This window comes from Idiomarina sp. HB (assembly GCF_048059115.1).
Classification (GTDB): domain Bacteria; phylum Pseudomonadota; class Gammaproteobacteria; order Enterobacterales; family Alteromonadaceae; genus Idiomarina; species Idiomarina abyssalis.
Genome location: NZ_JAYLVU010000001.1, coordinates 142,409 through 163,086, shown reverse-complemented (window position 1 = coordinate 163,086; position 20,678 = coordinate 142,409). Strand labels below are relative to the sequence as shown.

Genomic DNA, 20,678 nt, shown 5'->3' with positions numbered 1-20,678 from the left:
AAACTGTACTTTATTCGCTGGATGATTGCTGCGCGATAAACTCGTTCAACAATGCTTCCTGCTCGTCAGTCAGAGCTAGGCTATGAATTAACTCTGGTCGTTGCAGCCAGGTTTTACCCAAAGACTGCTGTAAACGCCAGCGACGTATCTTTTCATGATCACCGCTTAATAAAACCGGCGGCACTTGCTGTTCATTATAAATTTCCGGTCGAGTATAGTGAGGGCAGTCCAGTAACCCGCTGGCAAAAGAGTCTTCTGCCGCTGAATCCTGGTGTCCCAACACCCCGGGAATTAATCGTGAAACCGCGTCAATAAGCACCATTGCCGGTAACTCACCACCGCTTAATACGTAATCCCCTATCGACCATTCCGCATCGACGTACTGCTTAATAACGCGTTCATCAATGCCTTCATAACGGCCAGCAATCAAAATCATTCGATCATTTTTGGAGAGCTGCTGCACTCCGCTGTGATCAAGTTTTTGCCCTTGTGGTGACAAATAAATAACAGGAGTGTCCTCACCCAGGCTTTTTTTTGCTGCATTGATAGCATCCACAAGTGGCTGCACCATCATCAGCATACCCGGACCACCGCCATAAGGCCTGTCATCAACAGTCCTGTGGCGATCATGCGTGAAATCACGAGGATTCCAAACACTCACTGTCAGCAAACCTTCCTTTATTGCTCTGCCAGTCACACCATAGTCGGTGACTGCAGCAAACATTTCAGGAAACAAACTGATGATGCCAACCTGCAATGGTTTACTCATCAAAAGTCTGACGGCCACTCAACCTGAATACGCTTCTCTTCCTTATTAACCTCAGTGACATACTCACTTTGAATAAAGGGAATTAAACGTTCAGACTTTCCGAACCCGTCGTTGCTGTTTGCCTTTACGACCAACACATCGTTCGATGCAGTGGGCATAATTTGTTCAACCACACCCATATCATAGCCTTTAGTGTTTACTACACGCATACCAATAAGGTCGCGCCAGTAAAACTCGTCATCAGCTAATGCCGGTAACTCATCTGCAGTAATGCAGATATCCGCACCAGTAAGGCGTGCAGCCTCATCACGATCGGATATACCTTCTAACCTGGCGATAAGTCCGTTGTTGTGGCGACGCCACTCGACAACTTTCATTTCGCGCTCAGTTTTCTGGCTAAGTAACCAAGGGCTGTATTCAAATATCGATTCTGGATCATCAGTAAATGACTGCACTTTCAACCAGCCTTTAACGCCATACACCGCACCAAGGCGACCAACGACGATTTGTTCTGATTGCTGCATTAATTTACCTACCTGAATCTATTAATGCTTACGCCGCAGCGCTTGCATCTTTAACAAGTTTAGCAACACGATCAGATAACTGAGCGCCTTTGCTTACCCAGTGCTCAATGCGGTCAACATCAACACGAAGTTTTTCTTCCTGACCACGAGCTACAGGGTTAAAGAATCCTACTTTCTCAATGAAACGACCGTCGCGTGCATTGCGACTGTCAGCAACTACCATTTGGTAGAAGGGGCGTTTTTTAGCGCCACCACGTTGTAAACGAATGGTTACCATTGCGTTCCTCAATATAACTGTTTTGTAAATGTAAAAAATAGCAAAGCCCTCCGACAGAGTCGGAAGGCTCGGCAATTCTACTGATTTTTACTGCAAATGCAAGCTTGACGCGCTTTTTCCTAACGCCCGGGGAACATTCCCGGAGGTAACTTTCCACCCATGCCGCGCATCATTTTTTGCATGCCGCCGCCTTTCATTTTTTTCATCATTTTCTGCATTTGGGTAAACTGCTTAAGTAATTTGTTCACGTCCTGAACCTGTGTACCTGAGCCGGCCGCTATACGGCGCTTACGAGAGCCTTTAATAACATCCGGTCGGGTCCGCTCTTTTGGGGTCATCGAATTAATGATGGCTTCCATACGTAAGGTCATTTTATCGTCCATCTGACCTTTCATTTGTTCCGTCATTTTACCCATGCCCGGCATTTTGGTCATTAATCCCATCATGCCACCCATTTCCCGCATTTGAACTAATTGGTCACGAAAATCCTCCAGTGAGAACTGGCCTTTTTTCATGACTTTTTTAGCAACCTTCTCAGCTTTTTCTTTATCGACTTTTTGCTCAACTTCCTCAATTAAAGAAAGCATATCGCCCATGCCGAGAATTCTGGAGGCTACACGGTCAGGATGAAACGGCTCCAGCGCATCGTTTTTCTCACCAACACCCAGGAATTTAATGGGCTTACCGGTAATATGACGAATAGACAGGGCAGCACCACCGCGCGCATCACCGTCGGTCTTAGTCAGAATAACACCGGTTAGCGGCAGAGCTTCACTGAATGCTTTGGCCGTATTCGCCGCATCCTGACCAGTCATAGCGTCAACCACAAACAGCGTTTCAATTGGGTTGATGGCTGAGTGCAGTTGCTGAATTTCCTGCATCATGTCTTCGTCAATGGCTAAACGACCAGCGGTATCCACTAACACTACATCAATAAACTGTTTACGAGCCTGGGCAATGGCAGCATTAGCAATATCAACCGGCTTCTGCTCTGTCGTAGAAGGAAAAAACTCAACCCCAACCTGCTCAGCAAGCGTTTCCAACTGCTTAATAGCCGCAGGACGATACACATCGGCACTGACTACCATGACTTTTTTCTTCTGGCGTTCAGTTAGATATTTGGCCAGTTTGCCCACACTGGTGGTTTTACCCGCACCTTGCAGACCCGCCATTAAAATAACGGCCGGTGGCTGAGTGTTTAACTGCAACGGAGCATTGGCCTCGCCCATTGCCGCTTCAAGCTCAGACTGAACAATTTTTACAAATACCTGACCCGGCGTGAGACTTTTGTTCACCTCGGTGCCAACAGCCCGCTCTTTCACTTTGCCAATAAAGTCTTTGACCACAGGCAAAGCAACATCGGCTTCAAGTAAAGCCATGCGAACTTCGCGTAACGTCTCTTTAATATTGTCTTCGGTCAGTCGGCCCCGGCCGCCAATAGAATGCAGCGTTTGCGACAAACGTTCCGATAAATTCTCAAACATGTCGATCGTCTCTTATATTGCGATTTCTGACGGAAATAGTAATGGGGGCAGTATATCTGATTTGCAAGAAAGTTTCGCCCCGTAAGTATTGGGTTTAACTGACTGACATCGTATACTCATGACTACGAACAACAGGAATCAGGGAATTCGAGCGCGTGATGCTCTCTTTATTGTTGCTAATCAGCTTATTGGGTTATAGTGCCAGCGCTTTTGTTATTCTGCGAAATATACTTAAAAACAAAACGCTTCACCCAACTTACCAAATTGTACCTGCTGCCTTGGCAGTCATCGCCCATGGTTGGCTCATCCTGCTGCAACTTTCTTACGACGACTTCGATCACATTAATGTCTCGTCAAGCTTAGCTATTGTGGCCTTTTTAATAGCCACCCTGACTTTGCTAAAAAATAATCAAGCCAGTAATTTATTTCTAAAGCCTGTTATTTATCTGTTTTCAGCCCTGACTACCGTGCTGTTAGTTTTCACTCCGGTTGACTGGGGCGCTGATATTAGTGCCGGGCATGGGTTAGTTTTTCATATTACCTTGTCATTGGTTGCTTACGGCATTTTAGCCTTAGCCACTCTTTACGCGTTACAGACAAGTTACTTAAACCGGGTTCTTAAGAATAGAAAAGGTCATATTCTCTTAAGCAAGCTACCGCCCTTAATGACCGTCGAAAAATATTTCTTCAACCTTCTGGCTTTAGGCACCTTTGTTTTATTTATTGCGCTTGGCTCAGGTTTTGTATTTTTGGACGATATGTTTGCACAGCAACAAGCACACAAAACTATTCTGACTAGCCTAGCCGCTCTTCTCTATTTAATTGCGGTAATTTTACATCGCGCATCGGGGTTACGTGGACGCATTATTGTTGTACTGACGGTTATTGCCAGCACTTTGCTTACACTGGGTTATTTTGGCAGTCGGTTCGTGAAAGATTTTCTCTTATCCTGAATGGTACTTGACTTCATCGCTGAGAACTCTACATTGTCACATTCACAGTTTAATTAAGGAATAACGCGTTGGACGAGATATCGACGGGCATGTTGCTCGTGATTTTAGCCGTACTGATATTTTTATCCGCATACTTCTCTGGCTCCGAAACTGGCATGATGTCTATCAACCGGTATCGGCTGCGCCACTTAGTACAAAATAATCACCCGGGTGCCAAACGTGTCCAGTATCTTCTTGATCGTCCTGATCGGTTGATAGGCTTAATTCTCATTGGAAATAACCTGGTCAATATCGGTGCATCAGCTATTGCCACCATACTTTGTCTACGCTGGTTTGGTGACGCTGGGATCCTTATCGCAACGTTAGGTTTGACCTTAATTATTCTCATTTTCTCAGAAGTCACCCCAAAAACGATAGCCGCCCTGCATCCTGAGCGTATTTCATTCCCTAGCTCTTTTATTTTACTGCCGCTACTAAAAGTCATGTACCCCATCGTTATTGGTATGAACTTCATCACCAATTCGTTTATGCGACTACTGGGCGTTAACCCAAAACAATCGCAAATGGCAGACGCCTTGAGTTCAGATGAGCTACGCACAGTGGTTAACGAAGCCGGAAACTTAATCCCGACTTCGCACCAGGAAATGTTGGTCAGTATTCTAGACCTTGAGAAAGTCACGGTTGAGGATGTCATGATCCCCCGCAACGAGATTGTCGGCATTGATATTAGTGACGACTGGAAATCTATTGTGAAACAGCTATCAAACGGCCAGCACACTCGCGTTTTGCTTTACCGAAATGAAATAGACGATGCTATTGGATTCCTGCACGCCCGCGATGTTATGCGGTTAATGAGTAAAAACCAGTTTACTGCCGATAAATCCATTTTAGTCCGCGCTGCACGTGACGCTTATTTTATTCCGGAAGGAACACCTCTGAATGTTCAGCTATTAAAGTTTCAACGACGTAAAGAGCGTATTGGCCTGGTTGTTGACGAATACGGCGACATTCAGGGTCTGGTGACTTTGGAAGACATCCTTGAAGAAATTGTCGGTGATTTCACTACGTCCATGGCGCCGGCTCCCAGTGAATCCGTTACTCTGGAAAGCGATGGCAGTTTCTTAGTGGACGGTTCCGCTAACTTACGCGAGCTAAACAAAGAAATGAATTGGGATTTTCCAATAGACGGGCCTAAAACCTTAAGCGGTCTGATTATTGAACAATTTGGTGATATCCCTGACTCCAGATTGTCGCTACGTTTAGGCGGCTATCCGGTAGAGCTCATCGAAATTGGCGACACCATGATCAAACAAGTCAGAGTTTTGCCTAAGCTTTACCGAAAACCAGATGTTCAATCTAATGATTAACCAAAGAACAATCGCCATAGCCAACCGCGTTTTAAATCTTCTTCGCATTTATTCAATTGTGCGGCATAAGTCATAGAGCGGCTTTTCACTACCCTGGATACTTTAACCAGCCAGGGTTTCTTCAAATAAGATTTTCTCTGATACCCACCCCAACCTTCGTGATAATTAAGGTATTGCCCGTAAGCATCCCATTTTGAGACGCCATTAATTTTGTGCGTTTTAGAAATAAACCAACCCATGAAGTCAATCGCGTCTTCAAAGTCGTCACGACTGGCCCAGCCATTACCGGTTTCTCGTTGATAATCTTCCCACGTCATGGTTTTAGCTTGTGAATAACCGTAAGCTGAACTGACTCTTCCCCAGGGAATGAAGCCCAGCAAGTAGTCTCTCGGAGGCAGAGCATTATGCTTAAATGAGCTTTCCTGATACATCATAGCCATTGGCACATGAATGGGAACTCCCCAACGCTCACGTGCATCGGCAGCGGCGTGATACCAATCTCGATGCTCTTCAAAAATATGGCAGACATTTTCCGGGTTCGCCGGTGGAGGTGTCGCGCAGCCGCTAAGCGTCACAATGAACAGCGCACTGGTTAACAGTTTCGGCTGAATAGGAAAAAAATATTTTATTGCCATTGAACTTTATTCACTCATTAAACTCTTAGTAATTGAATACAGGTTGTAACTGAGAAAATGCATTCATGTTCATCCCTGAACGTTTTGTTTAACGCAGTCCTTTTGGGCTGCGTTTTTTTATGTCTTTCAGTTAGATACCTGACCAGACTTTGCCGCCTGACTAAAATAATTTGCCAGAAAGGTATCAAAGTCAACTTTATTGTCTTGTTTGTAACGGTCTGCAAAAGCTTGTTCCGACTCTTGCGCCCATTTAGTAAAGTCACTCTGCACGTAATAACTTAGTGGCTCATTATTAGACTGCTCACGGTATTGCTTAGCTAATTGCATACCTAAACTGCTGTTGTCTCTATTTTGTTCTTTAAGCAGTCCTAAAATCTGGCCTGAAAGCGTTCGTTCCGGGTTCAAAACCCACTCGTAAAGATCAGCTAAATGGTTTTGGTAGCGTTTATCACCTGCACTATCATCTAAAGCTTTTGCCAGCGGAGTAAAGTCAGCAAACAGCTCTTCTAACCAGTCCGCCATTAAACGGTCAATACCATTTTGTTGCAGACTCAGGCGCGGATCCCGACCCTGCATAACCACTTTAGTAAAGTTCTTATCAGCTTGTTGCTGTTGTTCCCAGCTCATGTCTTCACTTGGTTGCAACAAACAATACAGCAACATCAAATCAAGAAAATGCATTTGCTGAGCGGTAATACCAACATCGCTAAACGGATTTACATCCAGAGCTCTGATTTCAACATATTCTACACCGCCTCGCTCAAGAGCCTGACTTGGTGTTTCGCCGTCATGCGCGGTTTGTTTAGGGCGGATAGGTGAGTAAAACTCATTTTCTATCTGCAAAATATTATCGTTAAGTTGACGGTAGTCGTCGCCTACTTTTACACCAATTTTCGAAAACTGTTGAGACGGTGTTGTAATGGCTTTACGTAATCCTGAAACGTATTCCTGCAAAGAGTTGTAGGTTATCTTAAGCGTTGCCTGTTCTTTGTTGGTATAACCCAAATCACTCATTCGTAATGACGTACCATAAGGAAGATAGACTGTTCCTTTACCAACGGTCTCGAAATTCCACTTGTTCAGTATTTCCTCATTATTGGTCTGGCAGAAAAACGACTTACACAAAGCCGGAGACGCTCCAAACAAATAAGGAATAACCCAGGCTATGCGCTTGAAGTTACGAATCAGTGCAAAATATTGATTAGTGCGAAAATCCTGGCTATTGCTAACGCCTTCAATCGCAGCCAGCTCTTCCCACATTTCATCGGAAACCGAGAAATTGTAGTGCACACCGGCAATGACTTGCATAGTGGCGCCATAACGATAGGTTAAACCGCGGCGATAAAGACTTTTCATTCGCCCGGAGTGAGAGTCACCATACTTAGCAATACGGATATCCTCGTCAGACCCGATATAACAAGGCATGCTCATTGGCCATAACAGCTCATCACCAATAGCTTTATAAGTTACCCGGTGAATATCACGAAGCTGTTCAAGTGTGGTTTCAATATTACTTGCCACTGGGGTAATAAACTCAAGCAGATTCTCTGAGTAATCGGTCGTAATTGTTGGGTGAGTCAGGGTTTTTCCTAACTCCTGCGGGTGATCGCCTGGTGCCAGCGTTCCATTTTCTTTTATGCGCAAAGCTTCTCGCTCAATACCACGCCCGATGCCCTGCCAGACTGCTGTTTTACCCGATTGCTTAAGCTTTTCGATAACTGCTTGAAATGTTGCTTGCAAAAGACAACTCCATTCACTGAGGCGGATAGTTTTCTGCCGATTAGCTTACTGGTAATTCGCTCAAAGGTCTATGTTTGTCACTGTTAATTTGCGTTCATACCTTGGCGATTCAGGCTCAACGTGGCAGACTACATGCCGATTATATAACCACTCGGTTACGGATTAACCATGAACTCATTCTGGACGTTTTTACAACTAATTTTTGTCATCCTTCAGGTAACCAGTCTGGCGTTGTACGCACTATTGCCTGCACCCTGGAGCGACACAGTATTAGTAGCAATGATATTGTTCAGTTTGATTATCGGTGTCGTTATTTGGTGGTGGTCGAGACGTAATGCTCTGACCGCACCTTTTCGCCAACCCTTTCTGTCGTCCGACTCACTGCAACTATTTGAGCAAGTATTTAATGACCTGCCAACACGAGTTTACTGGCGCGATCCTCAACTTAAACTGCTGGGCGGAAACCGCGCTTTTGCCAACGATTTTGGCGTTGCACCGGAGTCTTTGACTGGTAAGTCAGATGCCGAAATTGAATCACTTTCTGCTAATGACGTTTTACTGGAAAGAGATAAAAAGACATTTAGCCAGAAAGCCCCTTCTGTCAACGCAGAAATAGAACTAAAAGTTGACAATAAGAGCCAATGGGTAGAGCACTCCAGCGTTCCTCTTTACGATGATGACCATAACATTATTGGTATCCTTGGCAGCTACTACGATATTTCTGGTATTAAGTCGGTTGCTGAGGAGATGGAGAAAGCAAAAGAAACAGCTGAACGCGCTAACCAGTCAAAAGGCGAGTTTCTGGCTAACATGAGCCATGAAATTCGTACCCCAATTAACGCCATTGTGGGCATGGCAAACCTTTGTCTAAAGACAGAACTGAATCAAAAACAGAAACGCTATATAAAGGTCATCGATTCCTCATCACAGGCACTTCTCGGTGTTATTAACGACATTCTGGACTTTTCAAAAATTGACGCCGGCAAACTAACCGTTGAGCGAATTCCTTTTGATTTACAGGACGTACTAACCTCTCTTGCAGACATGTTTGCCTACCGGGCCTATGATAAAGATCTTGAATTTATCATTAATTTGCCGGCCAATATACCCACCCGCCTGATAGGCGATCCGCTGCGCCTGAATCAGGTTTTGGTTAACCTCATTAGCAACGCTATTAAGTTCACTGAAGACGGCGAAATTAATGTCGCCGTTAACTTGCTGGATAGCTCAAAAGACAATGTTTTGTTGCGCATCTCCGTCACCGACACCGGTATCGGTATGGATGAAGAGCAGCGAGCCAACCTGTTTAAAGCCTTTACCCAGGCCGATACCTCGACAACCCGAAAATATGGTGGAACGGGCCTTGGGCTGGCTATTTCCCGTCGCCTTATATTGCTTATGGGTGGCGATATCGGTGTCACCAGTGCGGCTGGGCAAGGCTCAACTTTTTACATAGAAGTGGAGCTCCCCCTACAGAAAGAACAAGACAACAGCCACCATCAATATCTTCTGCAAAAGCTCAGCGGCGTGCGTATTCTTGCCATTGATGACAACTTAAGTACTCGTGAAATGTTGTATGAAATGCTGCGCAGTTACCAGGTTGATGTAAAAGTTTGCCGCACTGCAGAACAGGCGTTGCAAGTTTTCCAGCAGTCCGTAGAAGAGGACAACCCTTATCAATTAGTATTAGTTGACTGGCGTCTCCCCGGCATGGATGGTCTTGAATTTTGCCAGACAATAACAGAACGTTACGCAGACGATGTTCGTCCTAAACTGACTCTGGCAACGGGTTACTATGCCGAAGAGTTATCGGAAAAGGCCAAACAAGCGGGAGTCAATGACATCATTTCAAAGCCTTTTACCGCGTCAACTTTGGGTAGGAGTCTGGCTTCGACGTTATTCCAACGTGAACTCCCTGATGAAAGCGATGCAGAGAGCGGCGACGGTATCCCGGAGAGCATTCTGCGGGCCCCCATTTTGGTGGTAGAAGACAATGAAATTAATCAGCAAGTCGCCAGAGAAATTCTTACAAGCCATAAGTTCAAAGTGGATATCGTAGAAAATGGGCAGTTAGCCGTAGAGGCCGTTCACAACAAAAATTATTCTTTGGTTCTAATGGATATTCAGATGCCTGTCATGGATGGGCTTAAAGCAGCCCGGACCATACGTGCGGACTTTAACTATCAGCAGCTTCCTATCCTGGCAATGACCGCCAACGCAATGAGTGGTGATGAAGAGCGATCATTAGCCGCTGGCATGCAGGGGCACATTGCCAAGCCTATTGATGAGCAGCAGTTGATTAAAGCCATTATTAAATGGGCTGTTCCCGGCGACTACACGAATAATCAGCAGCCAGAAGTGCCTGCCGCTACTGAAGAGGATGAACCGGCTAAGCCACCCGTTCGTATACCACAGGTGAAAGGTATTGAATTTGAGACCGCATTAAAACGGTTACAGTATAACGTAGAGCTTTACCTTAAGCTGGTTGAGCAGCTTTATGAAACGTACCAGGGCAGCGCAACCAAGGTCTCTGATTTTATCACCCGGGGTCAGCACGACAGCGCTCGTCGTTACTTTCATTCGTTAAAAGGCGCAGCGGCTAACCTTGGATTTACACAATTACAAAATAAAGCGGCTGATTTAGAGCAGTTTATGGCCGAAGGCAATATCGATAAAGTTGCCGACCAGATTACAGAGCTGGAAAAGCGTTTACGTTATGCCCATCAGGCAGCAGTTGATTTAGAAGCCATTCAGCAACATCAGTCTTAAGGACTTGCCATGACAAGATACTTTTTTATTATTCCGTTATTACTGAGTCTGCTTTGGTTGCTGTATTTGCGCGCTAATGGCTGGAGTATCAAACAGGGTTATAAAGGCTTTGTATATATTGCAGTAATAAGCGCTGTCATCGCCGCTTTTTACACGGCGATGATGTTTCTTACCGGACGTTAAACCAATGCCAGTAAAACGCCCGCAGCCACTGCTGAACCTAATACTCCGGCGACATTAGGGCCCATAGCATGCATCAGCAGGAAGTTTTGCTGGTTTGCCTGTAACCCAACTTTATTCACCACCCGAGCCGCCATAGGAACGGCTGAAACCCCTGCGGCTCCAATTAACGGATTAATCGGGTCTTTACTCAGTTTGCCCATCAGCTTCGCCATTAAGATGCCACTGGCGGTTCCAATGGAAAATGCCACCGCACCTAATACCAAGATGCCCAGCGTTTGGAAACTGAGAAATTGATCTGCCTGCAATTTAGAGCCAACAGCCAAACCAAGGAAGATGGTCACAATGTTAATCAGCTCGTTCTGAGTGGTTTTTGTTAAACGCTCAACCACACCCGATTCACGCATCAGATTTCCGAGACAGAACATGCCAACCAAAGGCGTTGCTGAAGGTAAAAACAACAACGTCAGGCCCATAGCTATTAGCGGGAAGAAAAGCTTTTCACGACGAGCTACCGGGCGCAGTTGCTCCATTTTAATCTCACGCTCAGCTTGAGTGGTTAGCAACTTCATTATCGGGGGCTGGATAATAGGTACCAATGCCATATACGAATACGCCGCGACAGCAATTGCCCCCAATAAATCAGGTGCCAGCTTTGATGCCAGGAAAATCGCTGTTGGCCCGTCAGCCCCACCAATTATAGAAATTGCAGCAGCATCCGACATCGAAAACTCAATGCCCGGAATTCCGTTCAGGGCAATAGCTCCAAATAAGGTTGCAAAAATACCGAACTGAGCAGCACCACCCAAAAATAGCATTTTGGGGTTTGCCAATAACGGCCCGAAGTCGGTTAATGCGCCAACCCCCATGAAAATAAGCAACGGGAACATACCCGTATCGATGCCAATACTATAAACGTAATAGAGAACACCACCCGGCTCTGTGAAACCGCCTAAAGGAATGTTTGCCAGAATTGCACCAAAACCTATTGGCAGCAGCAATAACGGCTCAAACTTCTTTGAAATTGCCAGGTACAACAACACACCACCAACAACAATCATACTGAGTTGGCCGAACGTCATTGCGGCAATGCCAGTGGTTTCCCATAAGATCTGCAGCTTATCCATATTAGCCTACCGTCACCAGAGCATCGCCGACGGTCACAGCATCACCCTCTTTCACGTGAAGAGACTGAACCTTACCGTCTTTCTCCGCTTTAATGTCGGTTTCCATTTTCATCGCTTCCAATACCAGCACAACATCGCCTGCTTTAACCGTTGTTCCCTCTTTGGCGACAACCTTAAAAATGTTACCGGCCAGCGGCGCTTTAATGGTTTCTCCCTCACCAGAACTTGATTCACCGGAGGCGTCGGACTGCGTTTCAGATGACTTAGACTGTTCGTCAGATGAGGCTGACTTCACTGAATCTAACTTACCTGTAGGCCCAACTTTGACGTTATAGCGTTTACCGTCAACTTCAACTTCGTACTGCTCGACACTACCCGTTGTTGCAGGCGCTTCTTTTTCTTTGGCCTCAGCTTTTTCTTCAGGCTCTTCACCCGGCGCAGGTTCAAAAGCATCGGGGTTATCGCGATTTTTAAGAAACTTCAAACCAATTTGAGGGAAGAGTGCATAAGTCAGAACATCATCCACAACGTCATCAGCAAGACGAATATCTTCATCAGTTGCTTTATCTTTAAGTTCTTTCGTGAGTGCATCCAGTTCGTTGTCCAGCAAATCTGCCGGACGACAGGTAATGGCTTCTTCACCATCCAAAACTCGTTTCTGTAGCTCTTTATTCACCTCTGCTGCAGTCGCGCCGTATTCACCCTTCAAAACGGCAGCTGTCTCTTTAGAGATGTTGGAGTAACGCTCACCGCTCAATACGTTCAGAACCGCCTGGGTTCCTACTATTTGTGACGTTGGTGTAACCAGAGGAATAAAGCCAAGGTCTTCGCGTACTTTTGGAATTTCTTCCAGTACTTCATCAAATTTATCCAGTGCACCCTGTTCTTTCAGCTGGCCTTCCATGTTGGTCAACATACCACCCGGAACCTGGGCCAGAAGAATGCGTGCATCGACGCCTTTTAAAGAGCCTTCGAATTTCGCGTACTTCTTCCGAACTTCACGGAAATAACTGGCTACTTCAGCGAGGTCCGGCAGAGACAAGCCGGTGTCCCGGTCTGTATTCTCTGTCATTGCAACCAAAGTTTCAGTCGGCGAATGACCATAAGTCATGCTCATTGAAGAAATAGCGGTATCCAGCATATCAATACCGGCATCGATTGCTTTTTGATAGGTCGCAACACTTAAGCCTGTTGTTGCGTGACACTGCATTGCAATAGGCAAGTCGGTGTTCTTCTTCAACGCACTAACCAGCTCATAGGCATCGTTCGGTCTTAATAACCCAGCCATGTCTTTAATGAATAGAGAGTCACAGCCTAAATCTTCTAACTCCTGTGCCATTGCTACCCATTTATCCAGTGTGTGCACCGGGCTGACAGTATAGGCAAGTGTTCCTTGTGCATGGCCTTCAACATCTTTGGCCGCTTTAATCGCAGTTTTTAGGTTACGAACATCGTTCATCGCATCAAAAATACGAAAAACATCAACGCCATTTTCTTTAGCTCGTTCAATAAAACGTTTTACAACATCGTCAGCGTAATGACGATAACCCAATAGGTTCTGGCCTCTGAGCAACATTTGCTGACGAGTGTTAGGCATCGCTTTTTTCAATTCACGAATGCGCTCCCAAGGGTCTTCGCCCAAGTAACGAATACAAGAATCAAAGGTCGCTCCCCCCCAGGATTCCATTGACCAATAGCCGATGCTGTCCAGCTTCTCGGCAATAGGTAACATGTCTTCCAGACGCATCCGCGTTGCGAGTAGTGACTGATGAGCGTCACGAAGTACCAACTCTGTCAGTAACAGGGGTTTACTCATTATGATTTCTCCTTGTTATTCGCTGCTTTCGTGCCATTGCGATAATGATGAATGGCAGCTGAAATTGCAGCCAGTACCGCAGGAGGTGCCGTATCAGAGTTTTTATCTTTGACTGGAGAGTGACGGCTGGTAACAGCCTCCGGCGTTGGGATCAAACGCTTCATCGCGCTCATGGCAACGACCAGTAGACAAAGAAAGATAATGACTGCACCCATACCAACGAGCATGAGTTGCGCAGCTTGACTGAGCAGTTCCGACACGAAGCACTCCTAATTGGTTGCTAAGGTATTGTTATAAAATTATTAAATACTATGGTAGCAAGTCACGCAAGGAGATACAGCAGTAAATAGTGGGTATTCAGAGATTAAATGCGATTGAAAATTAAGCAGGATACACTATAGGGAGTAAAAAGAATGGCGCGCTCGGGAGGACTCGAACCTCCAACCGCCTGGTTCGTAGCCAGGTACTCTATCCAGTTGAGCTACGAGCGCGTATTCAGGTTAGTAACAATATGGCGCGCTCGGGAGGATTCGAACCTCCGACCGCCTGGTTCGTAGCCAGGTACTCTATCCAGCTGAGCTACGAGCGCGTATTGTTACTATAAACGACTGGCGGAGAGGGAGGGATTCGAACCCTCGATAGGGCTACAAACCCTATACTCCCTTAGCAGGGGAGCGCCTTCAGCCACTCGGCCACCTCTCCAAATCGTTGTGGCGTGAATTCTAGCGATGTTGGCAATAATGTCAATCGCTTTTTTAAAAACTCGGGTCTAAGTGTGGGATAATTAACCATCTCGCATGAATTTTCTGCAAAATGGCCGAAAACATAAAAAAAGACCGGCTTTCGCCGGTCTTAGTCTGAAAGTTTATTCTTTATCTTGCTCATCGTCCTTTTCGGACTGAATACGCATATAAATCTCTTCGCGATGAACGGAAACGTCTTTCGGGGCATTAACACCAATACGCACTTGGTTTCCCTTAACGCCGAGAACAGTGACCGAAACATCATCACCTATCATCAATGTTTCACCTACACGGCGAGTTAAAATTAGCATAGATTGCTCCTTCAATACTGTTCCGATTCTTACCGCGAATATCGAACATTTCCCTGAACTGTCGTAAGCAGTCTACCAATACTGAGAGCGATTACACTATAACGAAACGCATAATTTTTCGTTGTGTTTTTAACCCTCGGTACGACAACTAGAGTTGCTGTTGTAACCAAGTTGTTGCGGTAGCCAGAGCTTCATTTAACTGTTCCGGGAGTGAACCACCCGCCTGGGCCATATCAGGGCGACCACCGCCTTTACCACCAACCACGTTAGCCGCCTGATTCACAATATCCCCTGCTTTAACTTTAGACGTTAAATCGGCAGTAACGCCAGCTATAAGACTGACTTTATTACCATTTGCAGTTCCTAATAATACGATGCCGGAACCAATTTGGTTCTTCAGGTCATCAACTAAACCGCGTAAAGATTTAGGATCCGCCTGATCCAACTCCGCAATTATTGCTTTAACGCCATTAATATCAATGGCCTGGGCGATTAAACCGCCACCAGCTTGCTGTGCTAATTTCTGTTGTAACTGTTCATTTTTACGCTCAAGCTCACGAAACTTCTGCTGCAACTGCTGTACTTTTTCAGCGACAGAGTTCGACTCGGTTTTTAACTCACCGGCAAGATTTTGCAATATAGACTGTTGTTGTTGGGTGTAGCGAATAGCGGCTTCACCGGTTACAACTTCAATACGACGGACACCCGATGCGATTCCCCCTTCAGAGGTTATTCTGAATAAACCGATATCACCAGTCGCTTTTACGTGCGTGCCACCGCAGAGTTCCATAGAGAAGTCTCCCATGCGCACAACACGCACCTGATCGTCATACTTCTCTCCAAACAACGCCATGGCGCCGGCTTCTTTCGCTTGATCAATTGCCATGAGTTCAGTTTGTAATGGCAAGTTAGTTCGAATTTGAGCATTCACCTCACGCTCAAGCTGAGCCAGTTGTTCATTTGTAACGGGTTCAAAATGCGAGAAGTCAAAGCGCATTTTATCGGCCTCAACTAACGAACCTTTCTGCGTAACATGTTCACCCAACAAGTTTCTAAGAGCGGCATGAAGCAAGTGAGTCGCAGAATGGTTGCGTTTAATATTTTCTCTACGCTCTGAATCAATTTCAGCTTTTACACTGTCATTTAACTTCACAGGCGCTTTGGCAACACCATGGTGCGCTATTGCTTTACCAATGTATTGAGTATCAGTAACTTCAAAAGCGTTACCGCTTGCAACTAACACACCTTTATCGCCTATCTGACCACCACTTTCTGCGTAAAACGGTGTTTCTGAAAGAACAACAATACCTTTGTCACCAGCTTGTAACTCTTCCACCGGTTGCCCTTCTTTGAAAAGCTCAACCACTTTTGCCTGCCCGGCAACATCATCGTATCCGGTAAATGTCGTTTGATTTTCAGACTTTAACTGTTGGTTATAATCCATACCAAACTGAGACGCCTGTTGAGCTCTCAGACGCTGTTCAGACATAGCTTGTTCAAAGCCTTCCTCATCAACTGTCAGCTCATGCTCACGTGCAATATCCGCCGTTAAGTCAACCGGAAAACCATAGGTGTCATAAAGTTTGAATACGACATCGCCGGGTATCACTTTGCCTTTAAGCTGACTAATTTCATCAGACAAAATAGCCAGGCCTCGCTCAAGTGTCCGGGCAAACTGCTGCTCTTCTCGCTCCAGCGCATCTTTAATGATCTGCTGTTTCTGAACTAACTCAGGGTACGCATCGCCCATCTGTCGTGCTAACTCATCAACTAAGCGGAAAAAGAAAGCATCTTTAGCACCTAATAAATGTCCGTGACGCACGGCTCTTCGTATTATACGACGCAGCACATAACCACGGCCTTCATTAGATGGCATCACGCCGTCAGTAATCAGGAATGAACACGAACGAATGTGATCAGCGATTACCCGCAACGACTTATTATCAAGATCGTCGGTACCAATAATTTCAGCTGCCGCTTTAATCAAGGCCTGGAATAAGTCAATTTCGTAGTTGCTGTGAACGTTCTGCATAATGGCAGAAATGCGCTCAAGCCCCATGCCTGTATCAATCGACGGATCGGGCAATGGTTCAAAAGTTCCGTCAGCCTGACGGTTATACTGCATAAAGACCAGGTTCCAGATTTCGATATAGCGGTCGCCGTCTTCTTCTGGTGTTCCCGGAGGACCGCCCCAGACTTCCGGACCATGATCATAAAAAACCTCAGAGCAAGGTCCACAAGGACCAGTATCACCCATAGACCAGAAATTATCCTTTTCACCAATGCGTGAAATGCGGTCTTCCGGAACACCGATATCTTTTGCCCAAATATCGTAAGCTTCGTCGTCTTCAGTGAAGACCGTTACCCAAAGCTTTTCCGCCGGTAATTTCAACTCTTTGGTTAAAAAATCCCAGGCATATTGAATTGCCTGCTTTTTAAAATAATCACCAAAGCTAAAATTCCCCATCATTTCAAAAAATGTATGATGACGAGCGGTATAACCAACGTTTTCGAGGTCGTTATGCTTACCTCCGGCACGAAGACAACGTTGCGCAGAGGTGGCTTTGTTATAACGGCGCTTGTCAGTACCCAGAAAAACATCTTTGAACGGAACCATTCCCGCATTAGTAAATAAGAGGGTTGGATCGTTGCCTGGAATCATTGATGACGAAGGCACTTTTTCGTGTCCTCGTTCAGCAAAGTAATTTAAAAATGCATCACGAATTTGGGCACTGTTCATGCTCATGTTGAGTCCTACTTTTCTTAACTGAGTGACTTTAGGTCAATATTTTAATGGCCTAAGACTATCATGAAGTAGCCGCCTAGCCTAGCGTCGTGGTCGATTGACACAAGCGAAAATTTGCTCTGGAGTAAACCCTCTTTGCTGCAAAAAACGAACCTGACGGCTCCACTCTTTTTCGTCCGCAGGCTGGTCATCGCCGAATTTCTTTTGTTTCAACTCTGCACACAACTCAAACCAGTCAACTTCCATTGAATCGAGCACACTTTCGGCAATCTGCGCAGAGACGCCTTTTTGTTGAGTTACTTGAGCAAGGATTTTTAACCGCCCTTGCTTTTGCCCTACTTTCTCGCGAATAAAACTTGCGGCAAAACGCTCGTCGCTCTGCCATCCTTCGTTATCAAGTTCATCAACAACGCGCTTAACCATGTCTGCGGGCCATTGCTTTTGTATTAATTTACGCTTTAATTCAGTACGACTTTGTTCGCGCATAGCAAGCAACCTGAAGGCACTGTCGCGCAACGATTTCTCGTCATATTCTGAACTTTCGTCCATGGTCTATACTCCAACACGTAACTATGGAATTTGGTCTAAGGATGATTAATATGACTCAGAGCCACACAAAATCAAGGTTTCTCTTAACCTGTCTTGCTTTTCTTACAGTAGCATTTAGCACTGTCACTCAAGCTAATGAACGGACATTGTCGACCTCGGGCAGTGGAAGCGTATCGGCTATTCCGGACCAAATGTCACTCACCTTCTGGATTGAAGAGCGCGGAAATAAGCTCAGCTCGCAAAAGACTTTAGTCGATGAAACAACCAACCGTCTGATTAACGATTTAAATAATAAAGGAGTTGAAGATAAAGACATCCGCTCCTATCAATTGCAGATTTATCCACGTTATGAACAAAATGACGATGGCAAAACAGAACAAAACGGATTTGTCGTGCAACGCGAAGTTCAGGTCACTTTGCTGGAACCGGAGAATTACGACAGCATTATCGATCTTGCCCTGGCGCGCGGGGTTACTCGTGTTGGTCAGGTTAAGTTTGAAATTAGCGACCAACAAGGTTTATATGAACAAGCACTGGTGAATGCATACCAACAAGCCAAGGCGAAAGCTGAGCGTCTTGCTACAGCGGCAGGACTGGAACTAAAAAGCACATTAAGCATTGCTGAGCAATCAATGTCACGGCCGGTAATTATGCAAATGGCCGAAATGAGTAGTCGCTCAGATAAAGTATCGCTACCGGGCCAGCAGACCATTGAAGCACGTGTTGAAGTCACTTTCTTAACCCAAAGTCAGTCTTCCTCTGACAATTAAATCATTGCTATGCGCTGCACTCGGAGTAAGATACTTGATACTTCAACACTTTTTTAACAGTCAGGGTCGTTTTGTTCCAAAAAATCCGTAACATCTTATTCATCATTCTGCTGGTAGCCGCTCCTATGGTAATGGCTCAAGAGTGGCAGCAGCAGCGTGTTGAAGCCAGCAGTAACCCCGATGTATGGATAGAAAAGACTTCGGAGCTCATAGAGCAGTACGATAACCAGCGTCAGTTTGAAGAATTGGCTATGGCCTACGCATTGCAAGCAGAGGCTTACCGTTATTCTGGTAAAGAAAGTGAAGCACAACGTGCAATTCAGGAAGGCTTGCGTTTTGCAGAGTTGGCAGAGTCAAAAATTGCAAAAACGCTGTTGAAAATGAACCAAACCTGGTATTTCCTGCAGCGAGGGAAACTTCGGCAGGCTAATACAAGCATTGTCTACGCAATAGAGTACGCAAAAGCTTCCGGCAATAAAGACTTGCAGATTGAAGCAGAGATTCTGCACGCTCAAGTCATGCAGAACACGGGTGATATTGCCCGTGCCCTTCAAATTTTGGAGCAGCTAAACCGAAGCGCTTACACTGCGCGCCCCAGACTGCAAATGGAATTCCACGCCCTTATCGGCTCTATTTATATGGATGTCGGGGCTAATGACATCGCGTTAGCACACATACAGGACGCTCTGGATATAAGCAGGGAGCACCTTGGTGAGTGGGATGTCTCGGTATTGGAATATAACCTTGCCCGGGCCTATCAGGCCGCAGGAAACGACAATCAAGCCGAGCAACATTTTAAAGCCGCTTTAGAAATCAGCGAAGCAATTAATGATGATCTGGGTGTTGCATACGCACTGTTTCAAATGGCTTCAATAGATATTGCAGACAAAGATTACCAGCAAGCTTTAACACGCCTTAATGAGGCACTCCCCCAATTTAAGTCTGCCGCCGCACACCCCATGGAAGCACAAAGCCGATTAAGTATGGTGTCGGTCTATTTAGGCACTGATAAACTTGATAATGCTCTGAGTCAGTTAGAGGCTGCAACTTCTATCATCAATACACTCACAAATGACGAGCTACATCAAACTCTGCACGAACATTGGTCGGACTACTATCAGAGAATAAGTAACTACGAAGCTGCTCTTAAGCATTATAAAATGTCCGTAAACTTCATGCAGAAAGTTCAGCAACAAACTCGTGATAAACAGGTGCAGGAAATTATGGTGCGCCTGGAAATTAAAGAACAGGAAACAACTAACGAATTGTTAAAGAAAGAGAACGAATTGCAGCAACTGGAGCTCCAGGAGCAGCAAACGTCGTATTACCTCCTCATATGGATTATCATTTCCGGTTTCCTGGTTGTCATTATCGTTTCAGCCTTTTTATACCAACAATGGAAGGCTCGTAAGAATTTCGCAGAACTCGCTCTGAAAGATGATCTGACGAATGCCCCCAATAGACGAGCTATTGTTCGTATATGCAAAAAAGGGCTGGAGCAAGCTCAGGAGCAACAGCGCCAATTGGCATTAGCCGTTGTAGATTTTGACTATTTTAAAACGATAAACGACCAGTTCGGCCACGATGTCGGCGACAATGTACTGAAACGTTTCGCTGCAGTTGCTAAACAAAGTCTGCGTAATCATGACAGTTTTGGCCGTTTGGGCGGAGAAGAATGGTTAATGGTGTTTTTCGACGCCAGTAAAGAAGACGCGAAAAACATTTTCGAGCGCATAACTGAAGAACTGAATAAAAGCCCCATTGACGGTTTACCAAATGATTATCGCGTGACCTTTAGCATGGGCTTCACTAACGCCCACCCGGACGATAGCTTTGACTCGCTCTATAAACGCGCTGACAAAGTCTTGTTTGAAGCTAAAGATAAAGGCCGCGAGCGTTTGATTATTACTGACTAGCC

At 45.5% G+C, this 20,678-nt stretch carries 18 protein-coding genes and 3 tRNA genes; 6 read left to right on the top strand and 15 right to left on the bottom strand.

Annotation, left to right across the window (positions count from 1 at the left end; genetic code table 11):
• Positions 1-10: 10 nt before the first annotated feature.
• From trmD to ffh, 4 genes are all read right to left on the bottom strand, one after another.
• Positions 11-757 (bottom strand): tRNA (guanosine(37)-N1)-methyltransferase TrmD, encoded by a 747-nt coding sequence (gene trmD / locus VBY75_RS00870; RefSeq protein WP_278358834.1) that lies wholly within the window; start codon positions 755-757, stop codon positions 11-13.
• Between the two features lie 11 nt (positions 758-768).
• Positions 769-1,293 (bottom strand): ribosome maturation factor RimM, encoded by a 525-nt coding sequence (rimM, locus tag VBY75_RS00865; RefSeq protein WP_222235542.1) that lies wholly within the window; start codon positions 1,291-1,293, stop codon positions 769-771.
• A 28-nt stretch (positions 1,294-1,321) separates the two neighbouring features.
• Positions 1,322-1,570: a 30S ribosomal protein S16 gene (gene rpsP, locus VBY75_RS00860; protein WP_011234962.1), complete on the bottom strand. Its 249-nt coding sequence runs from the start codon at positions 1,568-1,570 to the stop codon at positions 1,322-1,324.
• 119 nt (positions 1,571-1,689) lie between these two features.
• A complete protein-coding gene (gene ffh, locus VBY75_RS00855) occupies positions 1,690-3,054 on the bottom strand; it encodes a signal recognition particle protein (protein WP_054488392.1) in 1,365 nt (454 codons plus the stop codon).
• Positions 3,055-3,212: 158 nt separating this feature from the next.
• Between ffh and VBY75_RS00850 the strand changes: the two genes are divergently transcribed.
• Both VBY75_RS00850 and VBY75_RS00845 read left to right on the top strand, forming a co-directional pair.
• Positions 3,213-4,007 carry a cytochrome C assembly family protein gene (locus tag VBY75_RS00850; RefSeq protein ID WP_416511468.1) on the top strand — a complete coding sequence of 265 codons (795 nt, stop codon included), beginning with the start codon at positions 3,213-3,215 and terminating at the stop codon, positions 4,005-4,007.
• 68 nt (positions 4,008-4,075) lie between these two features.
• Complete coding sequence (locus VBY75_RS00845) at positions 4,076-5,374, top strand: HlyC/CorC family transporter (protein WP_054488396.1); 1,299 nt, start codon at positions 4,076-4,078, stop codon at positions 5,372-5,374.
• Here the strand turns inward: VBY75_RS00845 and VBY75_RS00840 are convergent.
• Both VBY75_RS00840 and gshA read right to left on the bottom strand, forming a co-directional pair.
• Complete coding sequence (locus VBY75_RS00840) at positions 5,371-6,009, bottom strand: hypothetical protein (protein WP_054488398.1); 639 nt, start codon at positions 6,007-6,009, stop codon at positions 5,371-5,373. The genes VBY75_RS00845 and VBY75_RS00840 overlap by 4 nt on opposite strands.
• A gap of 126 nt (positions 6,010-6,135) precedes the next feature.
• Positions 6,136-7,749 (bottom strand): glutamate--cysteine ligase, encoded by a 1,614-nt coding sequence (gene gshA, locus VBY75_RS00835; protein ID WP_222235544.1) that lies wholly within the window; start codon positions 7,747-7,749, stop codon positions 6,136-6,138.
• 168 nt (positions 7,750-7,917) lie between these two features.
• On the opposite strand from gshA, the gene VBY75_RS00830 reads away from it, so the two are divergent.
• Both VBY75_RS00830 and VBY75_RS00825 read left to right on the top strand, forming a co-directional pair.
• Positions 7,918-10,518 carry a response regulator gene (locus VBY75_RS00830; protein WP_416510610.1) on the top strand — a complete coding sequence of 867 codons (2,601 nt, stop codon included), beginning with the start codon at positions 7,918-7,920 and terminating at the stop codon, positions 10,516-10,518.
• Positions 10,519-10,527: 9 nt separating this feature from the next.
• Complete coding sequence (locus VBY75_RS00825; RefSeq protein ID WP_167336995.1) at positions 10,528-10,701, top strand: hypothetical protein; 174 nt, start codon at positions 10,528-10,530, stop codon at positions 10,699-10,701.
• On the opposite strand, the gene VBY75_RS00820 is transcribed toward VBY75_RS00825, so the two are convergent.
• The 9 genes from VBY75_RS00820 to VBY75_RS00780 all read right to left on the bottom strand — a co-directional run bounded on the left by VBY75_RS00820 (position 10,698) and on the right by VBY75_RS00780 (position 17,990).
• Positions 10,698-11,825: a sodium ion-translocating decarboxylase subunit beta gene (locus VBY75_RS00820; protein ID WP_222235546.1), complete on the bottom strand. Its 1,128-nt coding sequence runs from the start codon at positions 11,823-11,825 to the stop codon at positions 10,698-10,700. The two genes, VBY75_RS00825 and VBY75_RS00820, sit on opposite strands and share 4 nt — an antisense overlap.
• 1 nt (position 11,826) lies before the next feature.
• Entirely contained in the window at positions 11,827-13,641 is a 1,815-nt protein-coding gene (gene oadA, locus VBY75_RS00815) for a sodium-extruding oxaloacetate decarboxylase subunit alpha (protein WP_416510607.1), read from the bottom strand.
• Positions 13,641-13,901, bottom strand: coding sequence for an oxaloacetate decarboxylase subunit gamma (locus tag VBY75_RS00810; protein WP_054488408.1), 261 nt, complete (start codon positions 13,899-13,901; stop codon positions 13,641-13,643). The genes oadA and VBY75_RS00810 overlap by 1 nt, the downstream gene beginning before the upstream one ends.
• A gap of 154 nt (positions 13,902-14,055) precedes the next feature.
• Positions 14,056-14,132, bottom strand: a tRNA-Arg gene (locus VBY75_RS00805).
• A gap of 21 nt (positions 14,133-14,153) precedes the next feature.
• Positions 14,154-14,230, bottom strand: a tRNA-Arg gene (locus VBY75_RS00800).
• Between the two features lie 20 nt (positions 14,231-14,250).
• Positions 14,251-14,343: transfer RNA gene (locus VBY75_RS00795), tRNA-Ser, on the bottom strand.
• A gap of 163 nt (positions 14,344-14,506) precedes the next feature.
• Entirely contained in the window at positions 14,507-14,695 is a 189-nt protein-coding gene (gene csrA / locus VBY75_RS00790; protein WP_011234973.1) for a carbon storage regulator CsrA, read from the bottom strand.
• Between the two features lie 148 nt (positions 14,696-14,843).
• A complete protein-coding gene (alaS, locus tag VBY75_RS00785; protein WP_054488409.1) occupies positions 14,844-17,441 on the bottom strand; it encodes an alanine--tRNA ligase in 2,598 nt (865 codons plus the stop codon).
• 81 nt (positions 17,442-17,522) lie between these two features.
• Complete coding sequence (locus tag VBY75_RS00780; protein WP_222235549.1) at positions 17,523-17,990, bottom strand: regulatory protein RecX; 468 nt, start codon at positions 17,988-17,990, stop codon at positions 17,523-17,525.
• A 50-nt stretch (positions 17,991-18,040) separates the two neighbouring features.
• On the opposite strand from VBY75_RS00780, the gene VBY75_RS00775 reads away from it, so the two are divergent.
• Both VBY75_RS00775 and VBY75_RS00770 read left to right on the top strand, forming a co-directional pair.
• The gene (locus VBY75_RS00775; RefSeq protein ID WP_222235550.1) at positions 18,041-18,760 is read left to right on the top strand and encodes an SIMPL domain-containing protein; all 720 of its coding nucleotides are present in this window, start codon (positions 18,041-18,043) and stop codon (positions 18,758-18,760) included.
• A 71-nt stretch (positions 18,761-18,831) separates the two neighbouring features.
• Positions 18,832-20,676 (top strand): diguanylate cyclase, encoded by a 1,845-nt coding sequence (locus tag VBY75_RS00770; RefSeq protein WP_416510603.1) that lies wholly within the window; start codon positions 18,832-18,834, stop codon positions 20,674-20,676.
• The last annotated feature ends 2 nt before the right edge of the window (positions 20,677-20,678 follow it).

What these genes read in the sequence shown, in the direction of transcription:
- VBY75_RS00775 (WP_222235550.1), top strand. Translation starts at nt 18,041, where the DNA reads ATGACTCAGAGCCACACAAAATCAAGGTTTCTCTTAACCTGTCTTGCT.
- ffh (WP_054488392.1), bottom strand. Translation starts at nt 3,054, where the DNA reads ATGTTTGAGAATTTATCGGAACGTTTGTCGCAAACGCTGCATTCTATT.
- csrA (WP_011234973.1), bottom strand. Translation starts at nt 14,695, where the DNA reads ATGCTAATTTTAACTCGCCGTGTAGGTGAAACATTGATGATAGGTGAT.
- VBY75_RS00850 (WP_416511468.1), top strand. Translation starts at nt 3,213, where the DNA reads ATGCTCTCTTTATTGTTGCTAATCAGCTTATTGGGTTATAGTGCCAGC.
- alaS (WP_054488409.1), bottom strand. Translation starts at nt 17,441, where the DNA reads ATGAGCATGAACAGTGCCCAAATTCGTGATGCATTTTTAAATTACTTT.
- VBY75_RS00825 (WP_167336995.1), top strand. Translation starts at nt 10,528, where the DNA reads ATGACAAGATACTTTTTTATTATTCCGTTATTACTGAGTCTGCTTTGG.
- VBY75_RS00820 (WP_222235546.1), bottom strand. Translation starts at nt 11,825, where the DNA reads ATGGATAAGCTGCAGATCTTATGGGAAACCACTGGCATTGCCGCAATG.
- rimM (WP_222235542.1), bottom strand. Translation starts at nt 1,293, where the DNA reads ATGCAGCAATCAGAACAAATCGTCGTTGGTCGCCTTGGTGCGGTGTAT.
- VBY75_RS00830 (WP_416510610.1), top strand. Translation starts at nt 7,918, where the DNA reads ATGAACTCATTCTGGACGTTTTTACAACTAATTTTTGTCATCCTTCAG.
- rpsP (WP_011234962.1), bottom strand. Translation starts at nt 1,570, where the DNA reads ATGGTAACCATTCGTTTACAACGTGGTGGCGCTAAAAAACGCCCCTTC.
- VBY75_RS00840 (WP_054488398.1), bottom strand. Translation starts at nt 6,009, where the DNA reads ATGGCAATAAAATATTTTTTTCCTATTCAGCCGAAACTGTTAACCAGT.
- oadA (WP_416510607.1), bottom strand. Translation starts at nt 13,641, where the DNA reads ATGAGTAAACCCCTGTTACTGACAGAGTTGGTACTTCGTGACGCTCAT.
- VBY75_RS00780 (WP_222235549.1), bottom strand. Translation starts at nt 17,990, where the DNA reads ATGGACGAAAGTTCAGAATATGACGAGAAATCGTTGCGCGACAGTGCC.